Origin of the sequence: Enteractinococcus coprophilus (assembly GCF_006716305.1) — a bacterium.
Taxonomy (GTDB): Bacteria; Actinomycetota; Actinomycetes; order Actinomycetales; family Micrococcaceae; genus Yaniella; species Yaniella coprophila.
The window spans coordinates 185,526-204,715 of sequence record NZ_VFOU01000002.1; the positions used below are offsets into that span (position 1 = coordinate 185,526).

The following is a 19,190-nucleotide window of genomic DNA, read 5'->3' on the forward strand; positions in this document are numbered from 1 at the left end:
TGCTGCCACAAAGTAACCGGCAAACGTTAGGATAGACACATGCGTTCTTCACAAGCTCGAGTCCGGGTCGCTCGCGTCACTAAAGACGGCGGCCGAACGCACCGCGCCGACACCCTGGCAGTGGAAGAGCCGCTAGAAATTCGCGTCAACGGTGAACGCCTCGCGGTCACCATGCGCACCCCGGTCCACGACTTTTCGCTTGCCGTGGGTTTCGCCCTGTCCGAGGGCATTATCAACTCCGCAGACGACGTCGCCGCCGTGCGCTACTGCCAAAAAGATCAAGGTCCCAAAGGCCTGAGGCCCGTCGGGCAACTCACGCCCGGTGTCGATGCTTCCGCTGAGCTGGCCATGCCACTGACCCTGGGGACTTTTGCTGGAGCATTGGACGACACCTCAGATAACGTCGTGGACATCACCCTGGCCCCGCATGTGCCACCACCTGCCACTGCGGCACAACGCCAACTGGTGGTGAATTCCTCATGCGGGCTCTGTGGGCGTCAGTCGCTGGACGATGTTCACCAAAACGGTTGCTACCCGATCGACGCGCGCTCCGACTTCACCCTGGACGAGCACACCGTCATGGGCCTACCGGACCGACTCAGCGAAGATCAAAAAGTCTTCGCCAAAACCGGTGGGTTACACGGTGCCGGACTGTACGACGTTGATACCGGGGAAATCCTTGTCGTCCGTGAAGACGTCGGACGGCATAATGCCGTCGATAAGGTTCTGGGTTGGGCTCTGATGGAGGGCCTGCTACCGCTACACCGGCACGTGCTGGTCACTTCCTCGCGTGCCAGCTTTGAACTTGTCCAAAAAGCCGCGATGGCTGGCGTGCCGATGCTGGTGGCCGTCTCAGCGCCTTCTTCGCTGGCAGTCGAGCTGGCCCGCGAGTCCGATATGACGCTTGTGGGCTTCACGCGCGGTCACCGTTGCGTCATCTACGTCGGTGAAGATCGGATCGTGCCACCTGAGGAACGTGCCGACGACATCGCAGCAGCCCAATAATCGCGTGTTGACGTCGCGAAATTGCTAGCGCGTCCTTGCAGTAGATACAACCCTCTTCAGCCGAATTGTGGATAGCGTATGCACCGCTCGCGTAAGTTACTTGAATTTTCCAGAATCCGATAACGAGGGCTAGATATCGGGCTTCGATGCGGTTACTTTATGGGAACAGTCTTTTCCGACCTGATAAAGGCATCACTCATGAAGTCATCCTCGAAGAAGTCTGCTGCCCAATGGCTGCTGAGCGGATTTACTGCATTTACACTCACATTTTCTTTAGCCGGTTGCTCTCAAACTGCTGAAGAAAACCCGGAACTCGAAAAGACCACCGATGCTTCTCTGGTCGAAACTGCCGAATACGTCCCAGCATCTGCAGATGGCCCGGCACAAAACGTTCCCGAACCACAACTGCCTATCTCTGCGACAGAGAAGTCGGAGGCGGGTGCCGAGGCTACGTTGAAGTATTTTTGGGAAGCCATCGACTATGGGCGATTAACCGGTGATACCACCTATGCAGGACTTGTTTCATCGGAATCGTGCGATCTTTGTTCCGACCTAATCTCGGGCTGGACGCGGGTATACGAGGAAGACTCGTGGGCAGTATTGCACGGCAACATGGCTCTCGAAGTCCAAGATCTTGATATCTCTACTGAAGCCGACCGGGGCGAGACTATCGCGGGTATCAGCTTCGTTATGACTGAACCTGCAGTGGACTTCTATGAAATAGACGGACATCTCGAAGATGACAGTTTCGATACCGAAAGTACAGCGGACTGGTGGGCTGAGTTGAATTTTGACGAAACATCTGAACGTTGGAAAATTGAGTGGATAGGCGTAGAAGACCATCTTTCGGAGGATTAGCCCCGATGCGTCACGTTCTAAATTCGTTGCTTCTCTGCTTTGCGACTCTTTCCATCTTGATCTTCGCGTGGGACCCAAATGCTGTTGCTAATGCTGCTTTCGATGTCAAAGATGAGAGTGACGGACATTCGATGTTTGTGCGAATCGAACAGAACTCTCGTATCTCTAACCGGCCCCCTCAGCGGCAGAACTCAGCGCGATCAAGCCAACAATCTAGTCGACCGTCGCATCATAGTACTAAGCAAAATACGAGTCCCAGCACATATTCGGTGGATGCTGGTCCGATTACTACTCAAGCGCCCACAAGTTCGACTGTTTGTTTCAGAGGGGGCAGGGGCGTCCTCACGCCGGTACAATCCAGCTACCTTTGCAATATGTCTGTACTAGACGACCTCCGTCGGATCCCAGAGACAGAGGCTTCGCTGGCCCGACCAGCGGCACAACCAGCACCGGCTCCAGAACCAATCGAGATCGTTATCACTGCTTCAGACCTCTTGGAACTTATTCCTACTACACCGCAAATCTTGATGGACCGGGGACCATTTGGTCTAAAGAACGCGCATACAAATTTCTATGCCAGCGATCATCAGGCGCAAACCGTCACGGAGACGATGTTCGGGCAACAAGTGACTATCGTGGCTACACCCGTCGAATACCGCTGGGATTACGGTGATGGCGCCACATTAACGACTACAACTCCTGGTCGTCCGGTTGATGCATTTAACGTTGAGACTGAGACGAGCCACCAATATACAGAGCCCGGTAGGTATACCGTCACGCTGACGACAGTTTTTGAGGGAACCTACCAGGTAGATGGTGGTCCGACTCAAGCGGTCAGTTCCACTGTCACACAGCAAGCCGAGCCTGTTGAGATCCAAATCTGGCGAGCAGTGACCCGCAACGTCGACCAAACCTGCTCAGAGAACCCGAGTGCCTGGGGTTGTTAGAGCGATCTAGCCATCGCGATGTGCGCCCGCAATCACGAACACGCCCCAACTTACAAGAGCTAGCTCATAGAGATAAATTTGGGTGTTGCCAAGCATGGGTCTCATCTGCACACACTAGAGCAGTAGTTGAACTTGTCCCTTACAGGTTCGGAGCTCCAGGAATGCAACTTAAGACACTTCGAAAACGCGACGAAGTCCGCTGTCAGTCGGGTGCCTTATTTTACCGTCCTCTTAGCTGACAAATACGATCCACGTACGTAGCACGAAGGAGAAACCATGCAGACTACTGAAATCGTTGAACGGGTATAACAGCGTGCCGAGTTAGACTCGTTCGACGACGCCAATGATACCGTCGTCGCCCTGTTCGAAACCTTGTCGCTTCGTGATCTTAAAGACGAGCGCGACGACTTCGCGGCACAATTGCCTAAAGCCTATGGAAAGATCCTTAAGGCTGATGCCCCTGCGGTCAAAGAGCGTTTCGATGCTTCGGAGATGGTGCGTCGGGTGAGCAAAAAGCTTGGCACTACACTCGAGGAGAGCCGCACTCGTACACATGCAGCATTTTCTGTCCTGATGGAGGCAGTATCAGACGGGCAGGTGACGAACCTGCTCGATGCCCTACCTGATGACTATGCTTCCTATGCCAGCTGGAACAATGCTTAACGCTTTTCTAGCATCTTAAGATCCCGAAAAGCGATCGTTAGAACGCCTTGCGAGCGCGCAGAGCACGTTGGACGTCGTCGTGTAATTCGGTCAGAATCCGTTTGAGCCCAGTGTTGGTGGTCGTCGTCGCCACCGCCGTCGTCTGTACCGCTGTGTCTTGGGTAATCTCCCACATGGGGAAGAGTCCGACCGTAAATGTCTCGGCAGTTTCGAAGCTGCTGGCATCCCAGAGGTCATCGACGGTGGCGAAATACTTTTCGGTATAGGGCAGCAGCAGCGAGATGTCGTGGACGTCTCGGAAGCCCATCACGAGGCGACGCAATTCCAGGTTGGTGGGTTCACCGGAGGTCATTAGCCGCCAGGTTGCTGCCTTATTTTCCCGGGTTGGGATCATGGCCCGAGCCTGCATGGCGGCCAGATACCCTGTGGAGGTGTCATCTGCCATTTCGGCAGCGTCGATCTCGGTCTGGCCCGCTTCCCCCATGGCGACGAGTCGCTGGAGTGCGGTCCAGGCCATGTCGGTGGAGACTGAGAAGCCTTGTGGACCTTGTTTGTCTGCGAGCGCGCTGAGGGTGGTGACTTGGTCCTGGCGGGCGTGCCGCATAAACGCCTGGATGAGTTGTAACTGGACATCCGAGCCCGTGGGGGTTTGCAGAGCAAGCTGCCAGAGGCGAGAGGCGAAATGCTGCCGGTAGAGCGGTACTTGGCCTGTTGGGATGTAGCGTTCGAAGGTTTCGGCGGTCTGGCGCAGCAGCGTCATGACAATTGAAGAGTCGGTTTCTGATGCGATGTGGTCCAAGACGAGTTCTAAGAACCAGGATGCGGAGGCTTGGGCGTCGCGGGTTTGATCCCAGGCTGAACCCCACACTAAGGTTCGCGCAAGCGAGTCATCGATTGCTCCCAGGTGATCGGTCAGAGTGTGGACTGAGGTGCTATCGGCGCGCAGTTTGGCGTAGGTCAGGTCCGCATCATTGACTAGCACCAGTGGGGCTTCGGGTACGTTGACGGTGGTGATTTCGGCGTTCATATCGGTTTCGAGGTAGTGGGTGCGGGTGAGGTTATCCCCGGTGAAGTCATAGCAGCCAATCCCGACGCGGTGTTGGCGTACCGGTTGGGTCTGGGTGATCGTCAGGCCGTTGTGGCGTTCCCAGCTCAGGGTGTTGACCCCGGTGGAATGCAACCATTGGCGTGACCAATCGGACAGGTCACGGCCTGAGGCGCGCTCGAGGTGACGCAGCAGGTCAGAAAACTCGGCATTGCCCCAGGCGTGTTCGGCAAAGTACTGGCGAATACCGCTCATGAACCGGTCTTGACCAACCAGTGCTACTAGTTGGCGCAGCACTGATGCACCCTTGGCGTAGGTGATCCCATCAAAGTTCCCAGCCACCGCATCTAGATCGACCATGTCGGCGACGACCGGATGGGTCGTGGCAAGTTGGTCCTGACGGTAGGCCCACGTTTTCTCGATGGCGTTAAATGTGGTCCAGGCATCGGTAAATCCGGCATCGATTGCTGCGATGTGGGAGACGAATTCGGCAAAAGACTCTGATAGCCACAGATCGTCCCACCATTTCATGGTCACCAGGTTGCCAAACCACATGTGGGCTAATTCGTGCAGGATCGTGATGGCCCGGCGTTGGACTGTGGCCTGGGGGACAGGGGAGCGGAAAATATAGTCCTCTACGATCGTGACGGCCCCAATATTCTCCATGGCCCCGGCGTTGAACTCGGGCACAAAGATCTGGTCGTACTTGGTATATGGGTACGGCTGGTCAAATTGCTCTTCATAGAAGGCAAAGCCACTTTTGGTGATGTCAAAGATCTCGCCGGCCTCCACGTATCTGGCCAATGACCGCCGAGCCCACAACCCCAACGACACCGCAGCCTGATGGGTTTCCCAGACATCCTCAGCCACCTGAATGTACTCACCGGCAATCAGGGCAAACAGATACGACGACATCACCGGGGTGGGAGCAAACTTCCAGTGGGCAACATCGTCACTGATGGTATATTCGCCGGGCTCATTGGAGATGACCTGCCAGTGAGCAGGGGCTGTGACTTGAATGTCGTAGCGGGCTTTCAGATCGGGTTGGTCAAAGACCGGGAAAATGCGACGCGCATCAGCCGGGGCACACTGCGAGTACAAGTAAATGGCCTCATCGTAAGGATCCATGTAACGGTGCAAGCCCTCACCCGTGGTCGAGTAGTTGGCTTGCGAGCGCACCACCAGCTCATTGTCTTCTTGCAGATTTTGTAGGCAGAGGCGAGCGCCGTCGTAATTTACTGGGCGACCGTTCATGTGCGCCGAGATGACCTCGTGGTCGAGAAGGTCAATCGTCGTACCTTGTCCGATGGCCGCCGCAGACACGGAAAAGTTCACGACGGTATGCACCGTAAAGACGTCCTCGTCGGTGAGGTCAAAGTGCAACCGGTAGGTATCGACCTCAAGCATTGCGGCTCGCAGTTTCGCCTGTTCGCGGGTGATGGTGGTAGTCAGTGGTGCCGGCACGGTCGGCTCCTTTCAAAAAAACAATGTCACCATTGTTTCACCAACACGGGTCACTACATAACCCCGACTAAACTGAAGTCAGCAATTCTTCTCATCCTCAAGGAGTCCACGTGCGCGTTCACATTGCCACCGACCACGCCGGTCTAGAACTGGCCCAGTATCTGATCGACAATCTGGCCGAAGCCGGCTACGAGATGATCGACCACGGCCCCCAAGAATATGATGCGCTTGATGACTACCCATCGTTTTGCATCAACGCGGCGCTCGCGGTCGCAGCTGACCGTGAGTCCGGTATGGACTCCTTGGGTATTGTGCTGGGTGGTTCGGGCAACGGTGAGCAAATGGCTGCCAATAAGGTCAAGGGCATCCGTGCGGCACTGGCCTGGAACGTTTCTACCGCCCAGCTGGCCCGGGAACACAATAACGCCCAGGTCGTGGCCGTCGGTGGTCGTCAGCATGAACCCGTCGAAGCTTTGGAGATCATCAAGGCATTTCTCACCGCTGAGTGGTCGAATGAAGAACGCCACGCCCGGCGTATCGGTCAGATCGGCGAATACGAGACCACCGGTGCCATCGGTGGCTTTGAACTCGGCACCGAGGGGATTGCCAAGCCTTAATGCCAGAAGGTCACTCTATTCACCGCCTTGCCCGGCACTTCGACGAAGTCTTCCTCAACCAACAGCTCCGACTTTCTTCACCACAGGGTCGGTTTGTCGACGGCGCGAAACTGCTCGACGGGCATCGGGCCGTCGCCGCCGAAGCATATGGTAAACACTGGTTTTTGTATTTCGACAACGAACTCGTGCTCAACGTGCACTTAGGCATGTATGGCGCCTGGACTTTCGGCGGAACCCAGCACTCATCCATCGGGGCGCCGCGCAAGATTGGTGAACAGGAAGATCACCGCGACGCCGCCGTCGAGTTGACTGAACCACGCCCGACCACCAGGGTGCGCATCATTGGCGACCACGCCTGGGCCGACCTGGTCGGTGCGAGTATTTGTCGAACTTTAACTATTGCTGAGGCCCAGGAAGTTATCGATGGCATCGGGCCGGATCCGCTGCGCGATGATGCCGACCCGCAACGATTCTATGATGTCGCGGCCAAAACCCGGCGACGGATCGGGGCGATTCTCATGGATCAAAAGACCATTGGTGGGATCGGCAATATTTACCGCGCCGAAGGGTTATTCCGGTTGGACCTCAACCCGCACACCCCGGCCAATCAGCTGCCCAAGGATGTGCACGAAGCGATCTGGGCAGACCAGGTGAAGCTGTTGCACATCGGGGTAGAGACCGGGCGGATCATCACCACCGAACCCGACCACCGCCCCGGCGTGTCGTTGGCTGAGGCATTCCCGGAACACGCCAACTACGTCTACCAGCGCCAAGGCCAACCATGCCGGGTATGCGGCCGGGATGCGATCATCGTAGAAGAGCTAGAAGCCCGGAAACTGTACTGGTGTACCGCCTGTCAAAAGTCCTAAACATTAGGTGAAACCTTAAAGCCCATCAGGAACTGTGGTTTAGTTAACTCCGTGCATGTCATAGATTTCCTTGATACCGGCCTGAAAACGTACACTGCGATGGACGAACTGCAACGTGAATTGCACGCCCAGATCGCCACCGGTGACCATCCCAACGCCTTTTTGCTGTTCGAAGCAGAGTCAAGCTATACGGCCGGTCGTCACACCCGGTCTGACGACATCATCGACCACAGTCTGCCCATCATCGAAACCGACCGCGCAGGCTCTATTACCTGGCACGGTCCCGGACAGCTCGTGTGCTATCCACTGGTCAAACTTGCCGCCCCGGTCGATGTCATCAAATACATTCGCGCGGTCGAAGGTGCGGTGTTAGATACCTTGCAGCACTCCTTTAATCTTGACGTCCGGCGTATTGATGGCCGCGCCGGCGTGTGGATCGACAACCGCAAGATCTCGGCCATCGGCCTGAAAATTTCCAAAGACGCCACCTTGCACGGCATCTCGCTAAACGTCAATACCGACCCTGCTGCCGCCTTTTCGGGCATCGTCCCGTGCGGCATCACGGATGCGACCGTGACCTCCATGGCCGAAGAAGGCATCGACACCACACTGGGGGCCGTGGCCGCCCCACTGGTGGCAGCCTTAGAGCAACGCCTTGAACCACTACTTGCACCGACAAAGATTGAAGGAGACGTGCATGTCTACCATCCCGCAGGCTGAAGGTCGCAAACTGCTGCGCATTGAGGCCCGCAACGCTCAAGTCCCTCGTGAGCCCCGCCCTGAGTGGCTCAAAACTCGCGCCACCGTGGGACCGGAATACAAAAAGCTCAAAGAGCAAGTTGCCACGACCTCGTTGAACACCGTGTGCGCTGAAGCCAACTGCCCGAACATTTACGAATGCTGGGAAGACCGCGAAGCGTCGTTCCTTATTGGTGGTGCGGTATGTACGCGTCGCTGCGGTTTCTGTGACATCGCCACCGGCAAACCCGACGAATACGATACTGATGAACCGTACCGGGTGGCCGAATCGGTCGATGAGCTGGGGCTGAACTACGTCACCGTCACCGGTGTAGCACGCGATGATCTCGAAGACGGCGCGTCCTGGCTGTACGCCGAAACCGCTCGAGCCATCCACGAACGCACTCCGCACACCGGTGTTGAACTGCTCGTCGATGACTTCCGGGGCGGCGACAGCGCCTTACAGAAGATTTTCGACGCTAAACCCGAAGTCTTTGCGCACAACCTGGAAACCGTGCCGCGACTGATGAAAATCATCCGCCCGGCGTTCCGCTACGAAAAATCTTTGGCGTCGATCTCCAAGGCCCGAGATGCCGGACTGGTCACCAAATCCAACCTGATCTTAGGCATGGGGGAGACCACCGAAGAAATCGAATCGACCATCCTGGACCTGATCAATGCCGGTACACATATTATTACGATTACCCAGTACCTGCGCCCGTCACCGCTGCACCACCCGGTCGATCGGTGGGTCAAGCCAGCAGAGTTCCTGCGCCTGCGCGACTTCGCCTACGAACACGGAGCCAAAGCCGTCATGTCCGGCCCATTGGTCCGCTCCTCGTACCGCTCCGGCAAACTCTACGTCGAAGCCATGCGCGCCCTGGGCCGCGAAATCCCGCCACAGTTCAGCCACCTAGCCGAAGGTGCTGATACCCCGGCCCGGCAGGAAGCCGAATCCGTCGCCGACCGTTTCAAAGATCCTAATAAGGACGTCGCTGCGATCCCAGCCGCAGCACTGAATTAGAAATCCTAGATAGCAAAAGCCATACCGTGCCGTGAGGTACGGTATGGCTTTGTTCTCTAGCTGTCGAGTGCCCCGGGGACACTTGGGAAGACCGTCGAGAACTCTCTATATGCCGTTCGTGCCGCCGCGGGAGAATTTATCCATCAGATCATTGAGATCTGATTCGGTCAGGGTGGCATCGCGTTCGATCCAGGATTTATATACCACTCGAATCATGTTCAGTTCAGGTGACAGGGTTGTATTGACCCAGTCATCTTCTTTATAGGTCACAACCTCTTCGGGGGTGACGACATCGACGGTGCCTTTGTCTGGATAATGATGGATCGCTTGGATAACAGCGACCGATTGTCCGCCGCGGTAGATCAGTGTTTGACCCACGTTGCGGTGATCGAGCGTCTTCGCTTCAAACATTGTTTCTTGTCCCTTAAATTTTCATTAACATTGTCGGGCCCAGCCAGCGTGTGTTTTTGAAAAGCACAGAGACAGCTGATAATGCACATAATAGTGGCTGCAACAAGTCTCGTCACGAGCATGCGATGTCGCGTTTCATCCTAAATGATTGAGGTCGGAAAATGAACGTTCCACACATCAGCGCATGAGGAAACGCCAACACGAGAGCTAACTGAATCCTCAAGAACAATTTCAAAAAGACGGTGCCCCAGTTTTGCATGACAGCACCTTATAGGTTATTGTTATGTCTGTTGCCCAACCAGCACGCGGGTGTAGCTCAATGGTAGAGCCTCTGCCTTCCAAGCAGATAGTGCGAGTTCGATTCTCGTCACCCGCTCCAAGCTCCGATTCCTGCTCAGGTCGAATCGGAGCTTTTTGTTTGTCAAAATTCTGCATGCCTCGAGATCTCATGGGGCGTAGGTGCAACGATCTGTCGAGCTGTTCCGGCGTTTCCGGGCGAACCGTGGGTCAAGGACAGCCATATGAGTTTTCACGTCTGAATCCCCGAGAAGTTTTGGCTCCAGGAAAACGGTTTCGGAGCAGACGCTAAAAAAGGCTTAAAGCGAGGTCAACGCGGGTATGGCGAACGTCACTTTCCCGGCTGGATTCCTTGCGATAGCGCCAAGTTTCGAGAAGTTTTCCGAAAAAGCGCATCTCGATTTGGACTTTCGGAAAGCTTTGTCATATAGTTATCTCTCGGCGCCATGGTGCGAGCCGCTACAGGGTAAGACTCCGATGGCGGATAATCCAGCAGGTCACTGACCTGATCGCGGGACGTAGCTCAGCTTGGTAGAGCGCGCGCTTTGGGAGCGTGAGGTCGCAGGTTCAAATCCTGTCGTCCCGACTGCATGGTGCTGTCGGAAGCATATGATGTAATTCGGCAAGTACCGAAACCATAGAAATTCCGATTAGAATCCAGGAGTCCTACGTGGTCCAATCCACCGTTGAAAACCTCGCCCCAACTCGGGTCAAACTAGAGGTTGAGGTTCCTTTTGAAGAACTCAAACCGCGTATCGATGCTACTTACAAATCACTTGCAGACCAGATTCAGGTCCCTGGCTTCCGTAAGGGCAAAGTTCCACCACGTTTGATCGATCAGCGCGTCGGCCGTGGCTTCGTCATCGAAAACGCAGTCAACGACAACCTTGATGCTTTCTTCCAAGAAGCGCTGCGTGACAACGATCTTGCACCACTGACTCGCCCAGAAGTGGATGTCACTTCTGTACCGGGCAACGAAGGTGACGATGAAGCACCGCTGAAGTTCAACACCGAATTCGATATTCGTCCAACTGTTGAACTGCCAGATTACAAAGGTCTGGAAGTCACTGTTGAGCCAATCACCGTCACCGAAGAGCAGGAACAAAAAGTTCTCGACGAGCTGCGTGAACGCTTTGCTACTCTCGTCGACGTCGATCGTCCAGCCGAAAAGGGTGACACCGTCACCATTGGTCTGAATGCAACCATTGATGACGAAGAAGTCGACACCGCCGAGGGCCTGTCCTACGAAATCGGTTCTGGCACCATGCTTGACGGCCTCGATGAAGCCCTCGAAGGCCTTTCCGCCGGTGAAGATGCGATTTTTGAAACCACGCTTGCTGGTGGCGAGCACTCCGGTGAAGAAGCAACCGTCAAAGTCGTCCTGGAGGCCGTCAAAGAACGCGAACTCCCAGAAGCAGACGATGACTTCGCCCAGCTTGCTTCCGAGTTCGACACCATTGAAGAACTCAAAGAAGACCTGAAAAACCAGGCCGCTGAAGAAGCCAAGACCAACCAGGGTGTCGAAGCACGCGAAAAAGCACTCGAAGAACTCCTGAAGCTCGTTGAAGTTCCTGTTCCAGAAAATATGCTCACCGAGCAGGTAGAACAGCACTTCACTTCCCAGGGCCACACCGAAGGCGACGACCACGACACGCCAGAACATCGCGAAGAAGTCGCCGAGAACTTCCGCGAAGCGTTCGTCAACGAAGTCGTACTCGACACCATTGCCGACCAGGAAGAAATCCAGGTCGAACAGTCCGAGCTGATCGAATACATCCTCAGCTCTGCTTCGCAGTACGGCATGGATCCAAACCAGTTTGCTCAGATGCTGGATCAGGCCGGACAGGTTCCTATGATCATGGGTGAAGTTCGCCGTCGCAAGGCACTTGCCGCAGTCCTTGAAGAAGCCAAGGTCGTAGACACCGACGGCAACGACGTCGATCTGTCGTTCTTCCTCAACCCAGAGGGTGAACAGGAAGATCAAGAAGCAGAAGAGTCCGAAGAGGACAACAGCTAAGTCTTGCCCAAACGTCGAGGTCCGCTCCTACAATAGGGGGTGGACCTCGACTGTTTAAGTACAATCCAAGGCCGACAGCGAAAAGTTTGAGTCAACCCTGCTCAAGTTGTGTTCGGCCCAGTAATGTCGATGACAAGAAAATGTTTGCTAACCCAATCACGCCAGTGAAGGAAGGTAGGACGTCGTGACTGACTCGTCCAACGCACCACGAATGGCATCGGTAGATCCGGCCAGCCGTGAAGACTATATTTATAACCGCTTGCTCAAAGAGCGCATCATCTGGCTTGGGTCAGCGGTCCAGGATGAAAACGCGAACGCGATCGCATCCCAGATGCTGTTGCTCAGCGCTGAAGATCCAGAAGCTGACATCTTTTTGTACATCAACTCACCTGGTGGCTCCGTCACCGCGGGCATGGCAATCTATGACACCATGCAACTGATCCCGAATGACGTCGTCACCGTGGCTACCGGTTTAGCCGCCTCCATGGGTCAGTTCCTGCTGTCCTCGGGTACTCCAGGCAAGCGTTACGCCACCCCACACGCTCGTATCTTGATGCACCAGCCTTCGGGCGGTATTGGTGGTACCGAGTCTGACATTCGTATTCAGGCTCAACTGATCATGCACATGAAGCAGGTCATGTCAGAAATTACCGCTGAGCAGACCGGCCAGCCAATTGAACGCATCCTTGAAGATAACGCACGTGACAAATGGTTCACTGCTGAAGAAGGCCTCGAATACGGCTTCTTCGATCACATCGCTTCCGGGACCGCATCCATGGTCGGTGGCGGCGGAATCGACAAGAAGTAACCGGCAGCCCAGTCGCGACACAGAATCTTATTTTTTCTTCAGGAGACTTGAATGAATTTCGAAATGCCACAGGGCACACCGGCCACCCCGATGCCTTCCAACCGCTACATCCTGCCGCAGTTTGAAGAACGCACCCCGTACGGCTTCAAACGCCAGGACCCATATGCTCGTCTGTTCGAAGACCGCATCATCTTCTTGGGCACCCAGGTCGATGACGCGTCGGCAGATGACGTTATGGCACAGTTGCTGGTCCTGGAAGCCATGGACTCGGATCGTGACATCACCTTGTACATCAACTCGCCAGGCGGCTCGTTCACCGCGATGACAGCGATTTACGACACGATGATGTTCATCCGCCCACAGGTTCAGACCGTTGCCCTTGGTCAGGCCGCTTCTGCTGCCGCAGTGTTACTGGCTGCAGGAGCGCCAGGCAAGCGTTTGGCACTACCGAACTCGCGGGTGCTCATCCACCAGCCGTCCATGGGTGGGGACCGCGGTACGGCAACCGACCTGCAGATCCATGCAGACGAATTGCTGCGCATCCGTACCTGGATGGAAGAAACCCTGGCTAATCACACCAATAAGACCGCAGAGCAGGTCCGTGAAGACATCGACCGTGATAAGTTCCTCTCCGCCGAGCAGGCCAAAGAGTACGGTTTGATCGACGAAGTACTCGAATCCCGTAAGAAGATGGATTAGTAACCAACATCATGCACTACGCGCCCTACCATAGTGGTAGGGCGCGTTTGTTTGCATCAGGCGAATTCGCCCGATGACAGCGGGTAATGAAGTTATCCACGCCTGGAGCAACCTCCCGGGGAATAACCTCCTGACCATTTATGCTGGACTAGTAAGGTGCATAAGGAGATGAAATGGCTCGAATCGGAGAATCAGCAGATCTGCTGAAGTGTTCCTTTTGTGGGAAAACTCAAAAGCAGGTGCGTAAGCTCATCGCCGGCCCCGGTGTCTACATTTGCGATGAGTGCATCGAGCTGTGTAACGAGATAATCGAAGAAGAACTTGCCGAGGTTACCCAGAGCAGCGAATTCGTCCTGCCCACCCCGCAAGAGATCTACGCGCACCTTGATGATTACGTCATCGGTCAAGACCGCGCCAAAGCGGCACTATCGGTCGCCGTCTATAACCACTACAAACGCGTCCATGCCCAAGACAATATTAAGGCTTCGATGCGAGAAGCCTTCGGCACGGACGTCGACTTCTCCCACCTCGATGAAGTCGAGATCGGTAAATCTAACATTATGTTGGTCGGACCGACCGGGTCGGGTAAAACCTATCTGGCCCAAACGTTGGCCAGACGACTGGATGTCCCATTCATTGTCGCTGATGCCACCTCGTTAACCGAAGCAGGCTATGTCGGTGAAGACGTTGAGAACATCTTGCTGAAGCTGATCCAAGCAGCCGACAACGATGTCGCGAAAGCCGAAAAAGGCATCATCTACATCGATGAGATTGACAAGATCTCAAGAAAATCTGAGAACCCCTCCATCACCCGGGACGTCTCGGGTGAAGGTGTACAGCAGTCACTGCTGAAGATTCTTGAAGGTACCGTTGCATCGGTACCGCCCCAGGGCGGACGGAAACATCCCCATCAAGAGTTCTTAGAGCTTGATACCTCCAACATCTTATTTATCGTCGCCGGTGCATTCGCCGGTCTTGAAGACATTATCGATGCACGAGCCGGGCAGAAATCCATCGGTTTCGGCGCACCACTGAAGGTCGCCGGAGATGAAGATGCGCCTTCGTTCCTCGATGTCCAACCCGAGGACCTCATCAAGTTCGGTCTCATTCCAGAATTCATTGGTCGTCTACCGGTCATCACTGCTGTCGAACATCTTGATGAAGACGCGCTAATCCGGGTGCTGACCGAACCCAAGAACGCGTTGAGCAAGCAGTATCAGAAAATGTTCGCACTGGATGGCGTGCAACTGGACTTTGACCAAGAAGCTTTAGAAGCCATTGTTGCAAAAGCTGAAGCACGGGGGACTGGTGCCCGTGGTCTTCGCTCTATCATTGAAGACGTACTGCAACCCATCATGTTCGATTTACCATCTCGCGACGATATTGCCCAAGTCACCATCACGAAAGAAACGGTCGACGGTACGGGACAACCGGTGATGGTCTCCAGGGAAGTCGCCCGGAAACGTCGCAATAAAACTGCCTAAGGAGAATACTTGGCACAAACAGTCAAATTTTGGTTCGATCCGGCATGCCCATTTGCCTGGATTACTTCACGTTGGATCAGCGAAGTAGAGCAGGTTCGCGGTATTAACGTGGACTTCCAGGTCATTTCCCTGGGTGTATTGAATGAGGACAACGAAGATCAGGACGATCCTAACACCAAGTCCAAATGGCAGGGCGCACGCGCTGCCATTGCGGTTCGTCAACGTCATGGCGCAGACAAAGTCGCTGAGTTCTACACCGCAGCCGGCACACGAATTCACAACGAAGGCTATGGCCTGGAGCGCTATGACGACGCATTGAGTGAAGCCCTCGAAGAGATCGGCGTGGAAGATGCCGCCGAGATCCTGGAAGAATCCAAAACCAGCTCCTGTGACGACGCGCTGCGCGAGTCGACTAAGAACGCCCTGTCGCTCGTGGGAAATGATGTCGGAACCCCAATCATCGCGATTGGTGACTCTGCTTTCTTCGGTCCTGTCATGACCCGTATCCCGCGTGGTGAAGAAGCCGGGAAACTCTGGGATGGTTTCGCCGCCCTTGTTGAATACCCATACTTCTACGAACTAAAACGCGCACGCACTTCGGATCTAGACTTCAGCTAATCCAACTTAGACCCTAAAATGATCCCCGCCGGTGAGAACACCGGCGGGGATCATTTTTTGTGCGCTACCGCATTATTCTGCGGAGGCTAATTCAATATCGGTCAAGCGGAGATCGATAATTTCATCGTCTTCGCCAGTGATCGCTTCGCCAGCTTGCAGCTGCAAGTCGGTGACGTTCCCGGCGGCCCGCAGATCATCCAAACCAGCTTTTAGTTCAAGGATTCGGTCGTCGGTAGCCGTGATCGTAGCAGCCACGACTTCGGTGCGCTGTTTGACCTTGGCATCGGACTTCGCCTTGCGGATCCGCGAGATCGCCCGCGTCACCGTGGACAGCACTTCAACGTTGCCGTTGTGTGCCGCGGCGGCAATACCAGCCAGCTCAGTATCGAGTCCTGGCCAAGCAGCTTTGTGGACCGAACCGGTGCGCCACCAAGACCAAACCTCATCGGTAGCAAACGGCTGGAACGGTGCCAACAGACGCAGCAATGCATCCAACGCGGTGGCCAAGGTGGCCACAACAGAGGCTTGTTCGGCTTCACCCCGGGAACCATATGCACGGTCTTTGATGAGTTCGATGTAGTCATCGGTGAAGTGCCAGAAGAACGTTTCGACCAGATTCAGCGTACGAGCATAGTCATATTTCTCAAATGCTCGGGTGGCCTGGACGATCGCTTCATGCAGTTGGGCTAGCAGGGACTGATCCAACGGGTGTGTGATGACTTCAGCATCTTGGGCCGCCGTGATGATCTTGTCTTGGGTTGCACCCAGATTCAGCGCAAATTTCGAAGCATTGAGCAGTTTGATCGCCAAACGGCGACCAATCTTCATCTGGTTGACCTCATAGGCGGTGTCAGCACCGAGGCGGGCAGAAGTCGCCCAGTAACGTACCGCGTCGGCCCCGAACTCATCCAGAATGTCAGTCGGTACCACCACGTTGCCCTTGGACTTCGACATCTTCTGACGCTGCGGATCCAACACCCAGCCCGACAACGCGGTGTGTTTCCACGGCACGCTGTCCTGCAGCTGATCTGCGCGGACAACGGTGGAGAATAGCCAGGTCCGAATGATGTCGTGACCTTGGGGGCGCAAATCAAACGGGAACACGTTGTTGAAGTACTGCTCGTCTTTCGACCACTGACCAATAATCTGGGGCGTCAAAGACGAGGTGGCCCAGGTATCCAGGACGTCTGGATCACCTGTGAACCCACCGGGGACGTCGCGCTGATCAGCCGTGTAGCCCGCTGGGACATCTTCAACCGGGTCAACCGGCAGTTGCTCATCCGACGGGACGATCGGGTTGTCATAGTCAGGATGGCCTTCATCGTCCAAGCGGTACCACAGCGGAATAGCTACACCGAAGACACGCTGGCGCGAAACCAACCAGTCACCCGAGAGATTATCAACCCAGTTGGTGTATCGGGACTGCATGAAGCCGGGATGCCATTCCAGCTCGTTGCCGCGTTCAATGAGCTTATTACGCAACTGAGCATCACGGCCGCCGTTGCGCAGATACCACTGACGCGAGGTGACGATTTCCAGAGGCTTGTCGCCTTTTTCAAAGAAGTTCACGGCGTGCATGATCTTCTTGGGTTCACCGTCGAGAAGATCGGCGGCTTCCAACATCTCGATGACCGCTTTTTCAGCGGAAAATACCGTCTTACCGGCCAGCTGCGCATAGTTTTCGATGCCGCGTTCCGAGGTAATCCATTCGGGGGTTTCGCGAGCAAACCGACCATCGCGACCAATCAACGTGCGGGTCGGCAGTTGGAGCTCGCGCCACCAGGTGATGTCGTTCTGGTCACCGAAGGTACACACCATCGCGATACCGGCACCCTTGTCAGGTTGTGCCAGTTCGTGTGGGTACACCTCGACCTCGACATCGAACAGAGGTGACGTAACGGTTTTACCAAACAGGTGCTGGTAGCGTTCGTCGTCTGGGTGCGCGACCAATGCCGAGCAGGCGGCCAGTAATTCTGGGCGAGTGGTTTCAATGAAGATTTCGGAGCCGTCTTCTGCGAAGAAGGGATAGCGATAATAGGCTCCGGGGATTTCTTTATCTTCCAGTTCAGCCTGGGCTACCGCAGTTTGGAACGTGACATCCCACATGGTCGGGGCCTCAGCGTTATACGCATGACCATCAGCAAGGTTTTGTAAAAAGGCGCGCTGGGAAATTTCGCGCGAATGATCATCGATCGTGCGATAGCTGAGATTCCAGTCGACCGACAGGCCCAACTGGGTGAACAGCTGCTCATAGATCTCTTCATCATCGCGAGATTGTGCCAAGCACAGCTCGATGAAGTTCTGGCGGGAGACCACATCCCAGTCCCGGCGGTTCTTTGCCGGTTGTTCAGGTGGCTGATAGTTCGGATCATAGGGGACCGAGGTATCGGTGCGGACGCCAAAGTAGTTTTGTACGCGGCGTTCGGTGGGCAGACCGTTATCATCCCAGCCCATCGGATAAAACACGTTCTTGCCGCACATGCGATTAAACCGGGCAATCACATCTGTTTGGGTGTAAGAAAACACGTGCCCCACGTGCAAGGAACCCGACGCCGTTGGTGGTGGCGTGTCAATCGAGTACACCTCATCGCGGGTAGTGTCCGGGTCAAAAGCATACACCCGGTCCTCTTCCCACCGGGTGCTAAATTTTTCTTCGAGTCCCTCCAGACCAACACGATCTGGGACATTTACCATTTTGGGCGTGTCTGTGCCCATTGAATTTTCAGCCATGGCCACTATTGTTTCATATTCTGACACTGGTCTTGGTCGCTGACGTCACCGCAAACATCGATATTTCCCCGACCCTGTTTTATGGTGGTGCATATGACTGCTGAACAACCTGCTGCCCTGGTAACCGGCGCGACCTCCGGAATTGGTCGTGCTACTGCAATAAAACTGGTTCGTGACGGTTGGCAGGTGTTTGCCGCCGGACGCCGCACCGAGAATTTAGAAACCCTGGCACAAGACTGCCATCAGCTGTCCGGAACGTTGATCCCGGTTGCTACCGACGTCACCGATGATGCGTCAGTACAAGCGCTCTATGACACGATCGAGGCGCAGGGTGGCATCGATACGGTGTTAAACATTGCCGGTGGGGCAATGGGGGCCGAGGCCGTCGCCGATGCTAGTCTGAGCGACTGGGAATGGATGTACGACACTAACGTGCTGGGGTCGCTGCGGGTCATCAAGCAGTTTTTACCGATGCTGCGTGCGCATGGTGCCGGAACCGTTTTGAATCTCACCTCCACCGCCGGCATCGTCGCCTATGAAGGTGGCGCCGGGTATAACGCGGCGAAGTTCGGCCAGCACGCCCTGACCGGAGCTTTGCGGTTGGAAGAAGCCGAACATAACATTCGCGTTATTGAGGTGCTACCCGGCCTTGTCAAGACCGACGAGTTTGCACTGAACCGCATGCGCGGCGACGCCGATAAGGCCGCCGACGTCTATGCAGGCGTGGACAAACCCCTGACCGCTGAAGATGTCGCGGATGTTTGCGCTTACGCGGTGAATTTGCCACACCACATCAATTTGGACGAGATCGTGATGCGCCCGGTTAAACAAGCGGCCCAGCATAAAATCATTCGCGATGCGCAGAGCAGCGATTGATAGCTTCGTCAGACTTCGAG

At 55.3% G+C, this 19,190-nt stretch carries 16 protein-coding genes, 2 tRNA genes and 1 pseudogene; 16 read left to right on the top strand and 3 right to left on the bottom strand.

What is annotated here, in order from left to right; translation table 11 throughout:
- Positions 1 to 39: 39 nt before the first annotated feature.
- The 4 genes and pseudogenes from fdhD to FB556_RS05655 all read left to right on the top strand — a co-directional run.
- The gene (fdhD, locus tag FB556_RS05640; protein ID WP_141865669.1) at positions 40 to 1,005 is read left to right on the top strand and encodes a formate dehydrogenase accessory sulfurtransferase FdhD; all 966 of its coding nucleotides are present in this window, start codon (positions 40 to 42) and stop codon (positions 1,003 to 1,005) included.
- Positions 1,006 to 1,203: 198 nt separating this feature from the next.
- Positions 1,204 to 1,863: a DUF6318 family protein gene (locus tag FB556_RS05645; RefSeq protein WP_141865671.1), complete on the top strand. Its 660-nt coding sequence runs from the start codon at positions 1,204 to 1,206 to the stop codon at positions 1,861 to 1,863.
- Between the two features lie 374 nt (positions 1,864 to 2,237).
- The gene (locus tag FB556_RS13410) at positions 2,238 to 2,810 is read left to right on the top strand and encodes a PKD domain-containing protein (protein WP_170200387.1); all 573 of its coding nucleotides are present in this window, start codon (positions 2,238 to 2,240) and stop codon (positions 2,808 to 2,810) included.
- Between the two features lie 321 nt (positions 2,811 to 3,131).
- Positions 3,132 to 3,473: pseudogene (locus FB556_RS05655) on the top strand (DUF2267 domain-containing protein); the annotation flags it as partial.
- 37 nt (positions 3,474 to 3,510) lie between these two features.
- Here the strand turns inward: FB556_RS05655 and pepN are convergent.
- A complete protein-coding gene (pepN, locus tag FB556_RS05660; protein WP_246057237.1) occupies positions 3,511 to 5,982 on the bottom strand; it encodes an aminopeptidase N in 2,472 nt (823 codons plus the stop codon).
- A 110-nt stretch (positions 5,983 to 6,092) separates the two neighbouring features.
- Between pepN and FB556_RS05665 the strand changes: the two genes are divergently transcribed.
- The 4 genes from FB556_RS05665 to FB556_RS05680 are packed head-to-tail and all read left to right on the top strand — an operon-like array spanning position 6,093 to position 9,230.
- Complete coding sequence (locus FB556_RS05665) at positions 6,093 to 6,599, top strand: ribose-5-phosphate isomerase (RefSeq protein ID WP_141865676.1); 507 nt, start codon at positions 6,093 to 6,095, stop codon at positions 6,597 to 6,599.
- The gene (locus tag FB556_RS05670; protein ID WP_141865678.1) at positions 6,599 to 7,468 is read left to right on the top strand and encodes an Fpg/Nei family DNA glycosylase; all 870 of its coding nucleotides are present in this window, start codon (positions 6,599 to 6,601) and stop codon (positions 7,466 to 7,468) included. The genes FB556_RS05665 and FB556_RS05670 overlap by 1 nt, the downstream gene beginning before the upstream one ends.
- Before the next feature lie 51 nt (positions 7,469 to 7,519).
- Positions 7,520 to 8,188, top strand: a complete 669-nt coding sequence (lipB, locus tag FB556_RS05675) for a lipoyl(octanoyl) transferase LipB (protein WP_141865680.1) — start codon at positions 7,520 to 7,522, stop codon at positions 8,186 to 8,188.
- A complete protein-coding gene (locus tag FB556_RS05680) occupies positions 8,166 to 9,230 on the top strand; it encodes a lipoyl synthase (RefSeq protein ID WP_141865682.1) in 1,065 nt (354 codons plus the stop codon). Before lipB ends, FB556_RS05680 begins: the two co-directional genes overlap by 23 nt.
- Before the next feature lie 105 nt (positions 9,231 to 9,335).
- Here the strand turns inward: FB556_RS05680 and FB556_RS05685 are convergent, their stop codons facing one another.
- Positions 9,336 to 9,641 carry a hypothetical protein gene (locus FB556_RS05685; RefSeq protein ID WP_141865684.1) on the bottom strand — a complete coding sequence of 102 codons (306 nt, stop codon included), beginning with the start codon at positions 9,639 to 9,641 and terminating at the stop codon, positions 9,336 to 9,338.
- A 305-nt stretch (positions 9,642 to 9,946) separates the two neighbouring features.
- Between FB556_RS05685 and FB556_RS05690 the strand changes: the two genes are divergently transcribed.
- The 7 genes from FB556_RS05690 (at position 9,947) to FB556_RS05720 (ending at position 15,564) form a co-directional block, all read left to right on the top strand.
- Positions 9,947 to 10,020, top strand: a tRNA-Gly gene (locus FB556_RS05690).
- Between the two features lie 430 nt (positions 10,021 to 10,450).
- Positions 10,451 to 10,524: transfer RNA gene (locus FB556_RS05695), tRNA-Pro, on the top strand.
- Positions 10,525 to 10,608: 84 nt separating this feature from the next.
- Complete coding sequence (tig, locus tag FB556_RS05700; protein WP_141865686.1) at positions 10,609 to 11,955, top strand: trigger factor; 1,347 nt, start codon at positions 10,609 to 10,611, stop codon at positions 11,953 to 11,955.
- A gap of 211 nt (positions 11,956 to 12,166) precedes the next feature.
- Positions 12,167 to 12,763, top strand: coding sequence for an ATP-dependent Clp protease proteolytic subunit (locus tag FB556_RS05705; RefSeq protein WP_141866509.1), 597 nt, complete (start codon positions 12,167 to 12,169; stop codon positions 12,761 to 12,763).
- Positions 12,764 to 12,814: 51 nt separating this feature from the next.
- Positions 12,815 to 13,462 (top strand): ATP-dependent Clp protease proteolytic subunit, encoded by a 648-nt coding sequence (locus FB556_RS05710; RefSeq protein WP_141865688.1) that lies wholly within the window; start codon positions 12,815 to 12,817, stop codon positions 13,460 to 13,462.
- A gap of 173 nt (positions 13,463 to 13,635) precedes the next feature.
- The gene (gene clpX / locus FB556_RS05715; RefSeq protein ID WP_141865690.1) at positions 13,636 to 14,946 is read left to right on the top strand and encodes an ATP-dependent Clp protease ATP-binding subunit ClpX; all 1,311 of its coding nucleotides are present in this window, start codon (positions 13,636 to 13,638) and stop codon (positions 14,944 to 14,946) included.
- A gap of 9 nt (positions 14,947 to 14,955) precedes the next feature.
- Positions 14,956 to 15,564: a mycothiol-dependent nitroreductase Rv2466c family protein gene (locus FB556_RS05720; RefSeq protein WP_141865692.1), complete on the top strand. Its 609-nt coding sequence runs from the start codon at positions 14,956 to 14,958 to the stop codon at positions 15,562 to 15,564.
- A 72-nt stretch (positions 15,565 to 15,636) separates the two neighbouring features.
- Here FB556_RS05720 and valS read toward each other — a convergent pair whose 3' ends face one another.
- Positions 15,637 to 18,294 carry a valine--tRNA ligase gene (gene valS / locus FB556_RS05725; RefSeq protein ID WP_141865693.1) on the bottom strand — a complete coding sequence of 886 codons (2,658 nt, stop codon included), beginning with the start codon at positions 18,292 to 18,294 and terminating at the stop codon, positions 15,637 to 15,639.
- Between the two features lie 93 nt (positions 18,295 to 18,387).
- Between valS and FB556_RS05730 the strand changes: the two genes are divergently transcribed.
- Positions 18,388 to 19,170, top strand: coding sequence for an SDR family oxidoreductase (locus FB556_RS05730; RefSeq protein ID WP_141865695.1), 783 nt, complete (start codon positions 18,388 to 18,390; stop codon positions 19,168 to 19,170).
- The last annotated feature ends 20 nt before the right edge of the window (positions 19,171 to 19,190 follow it).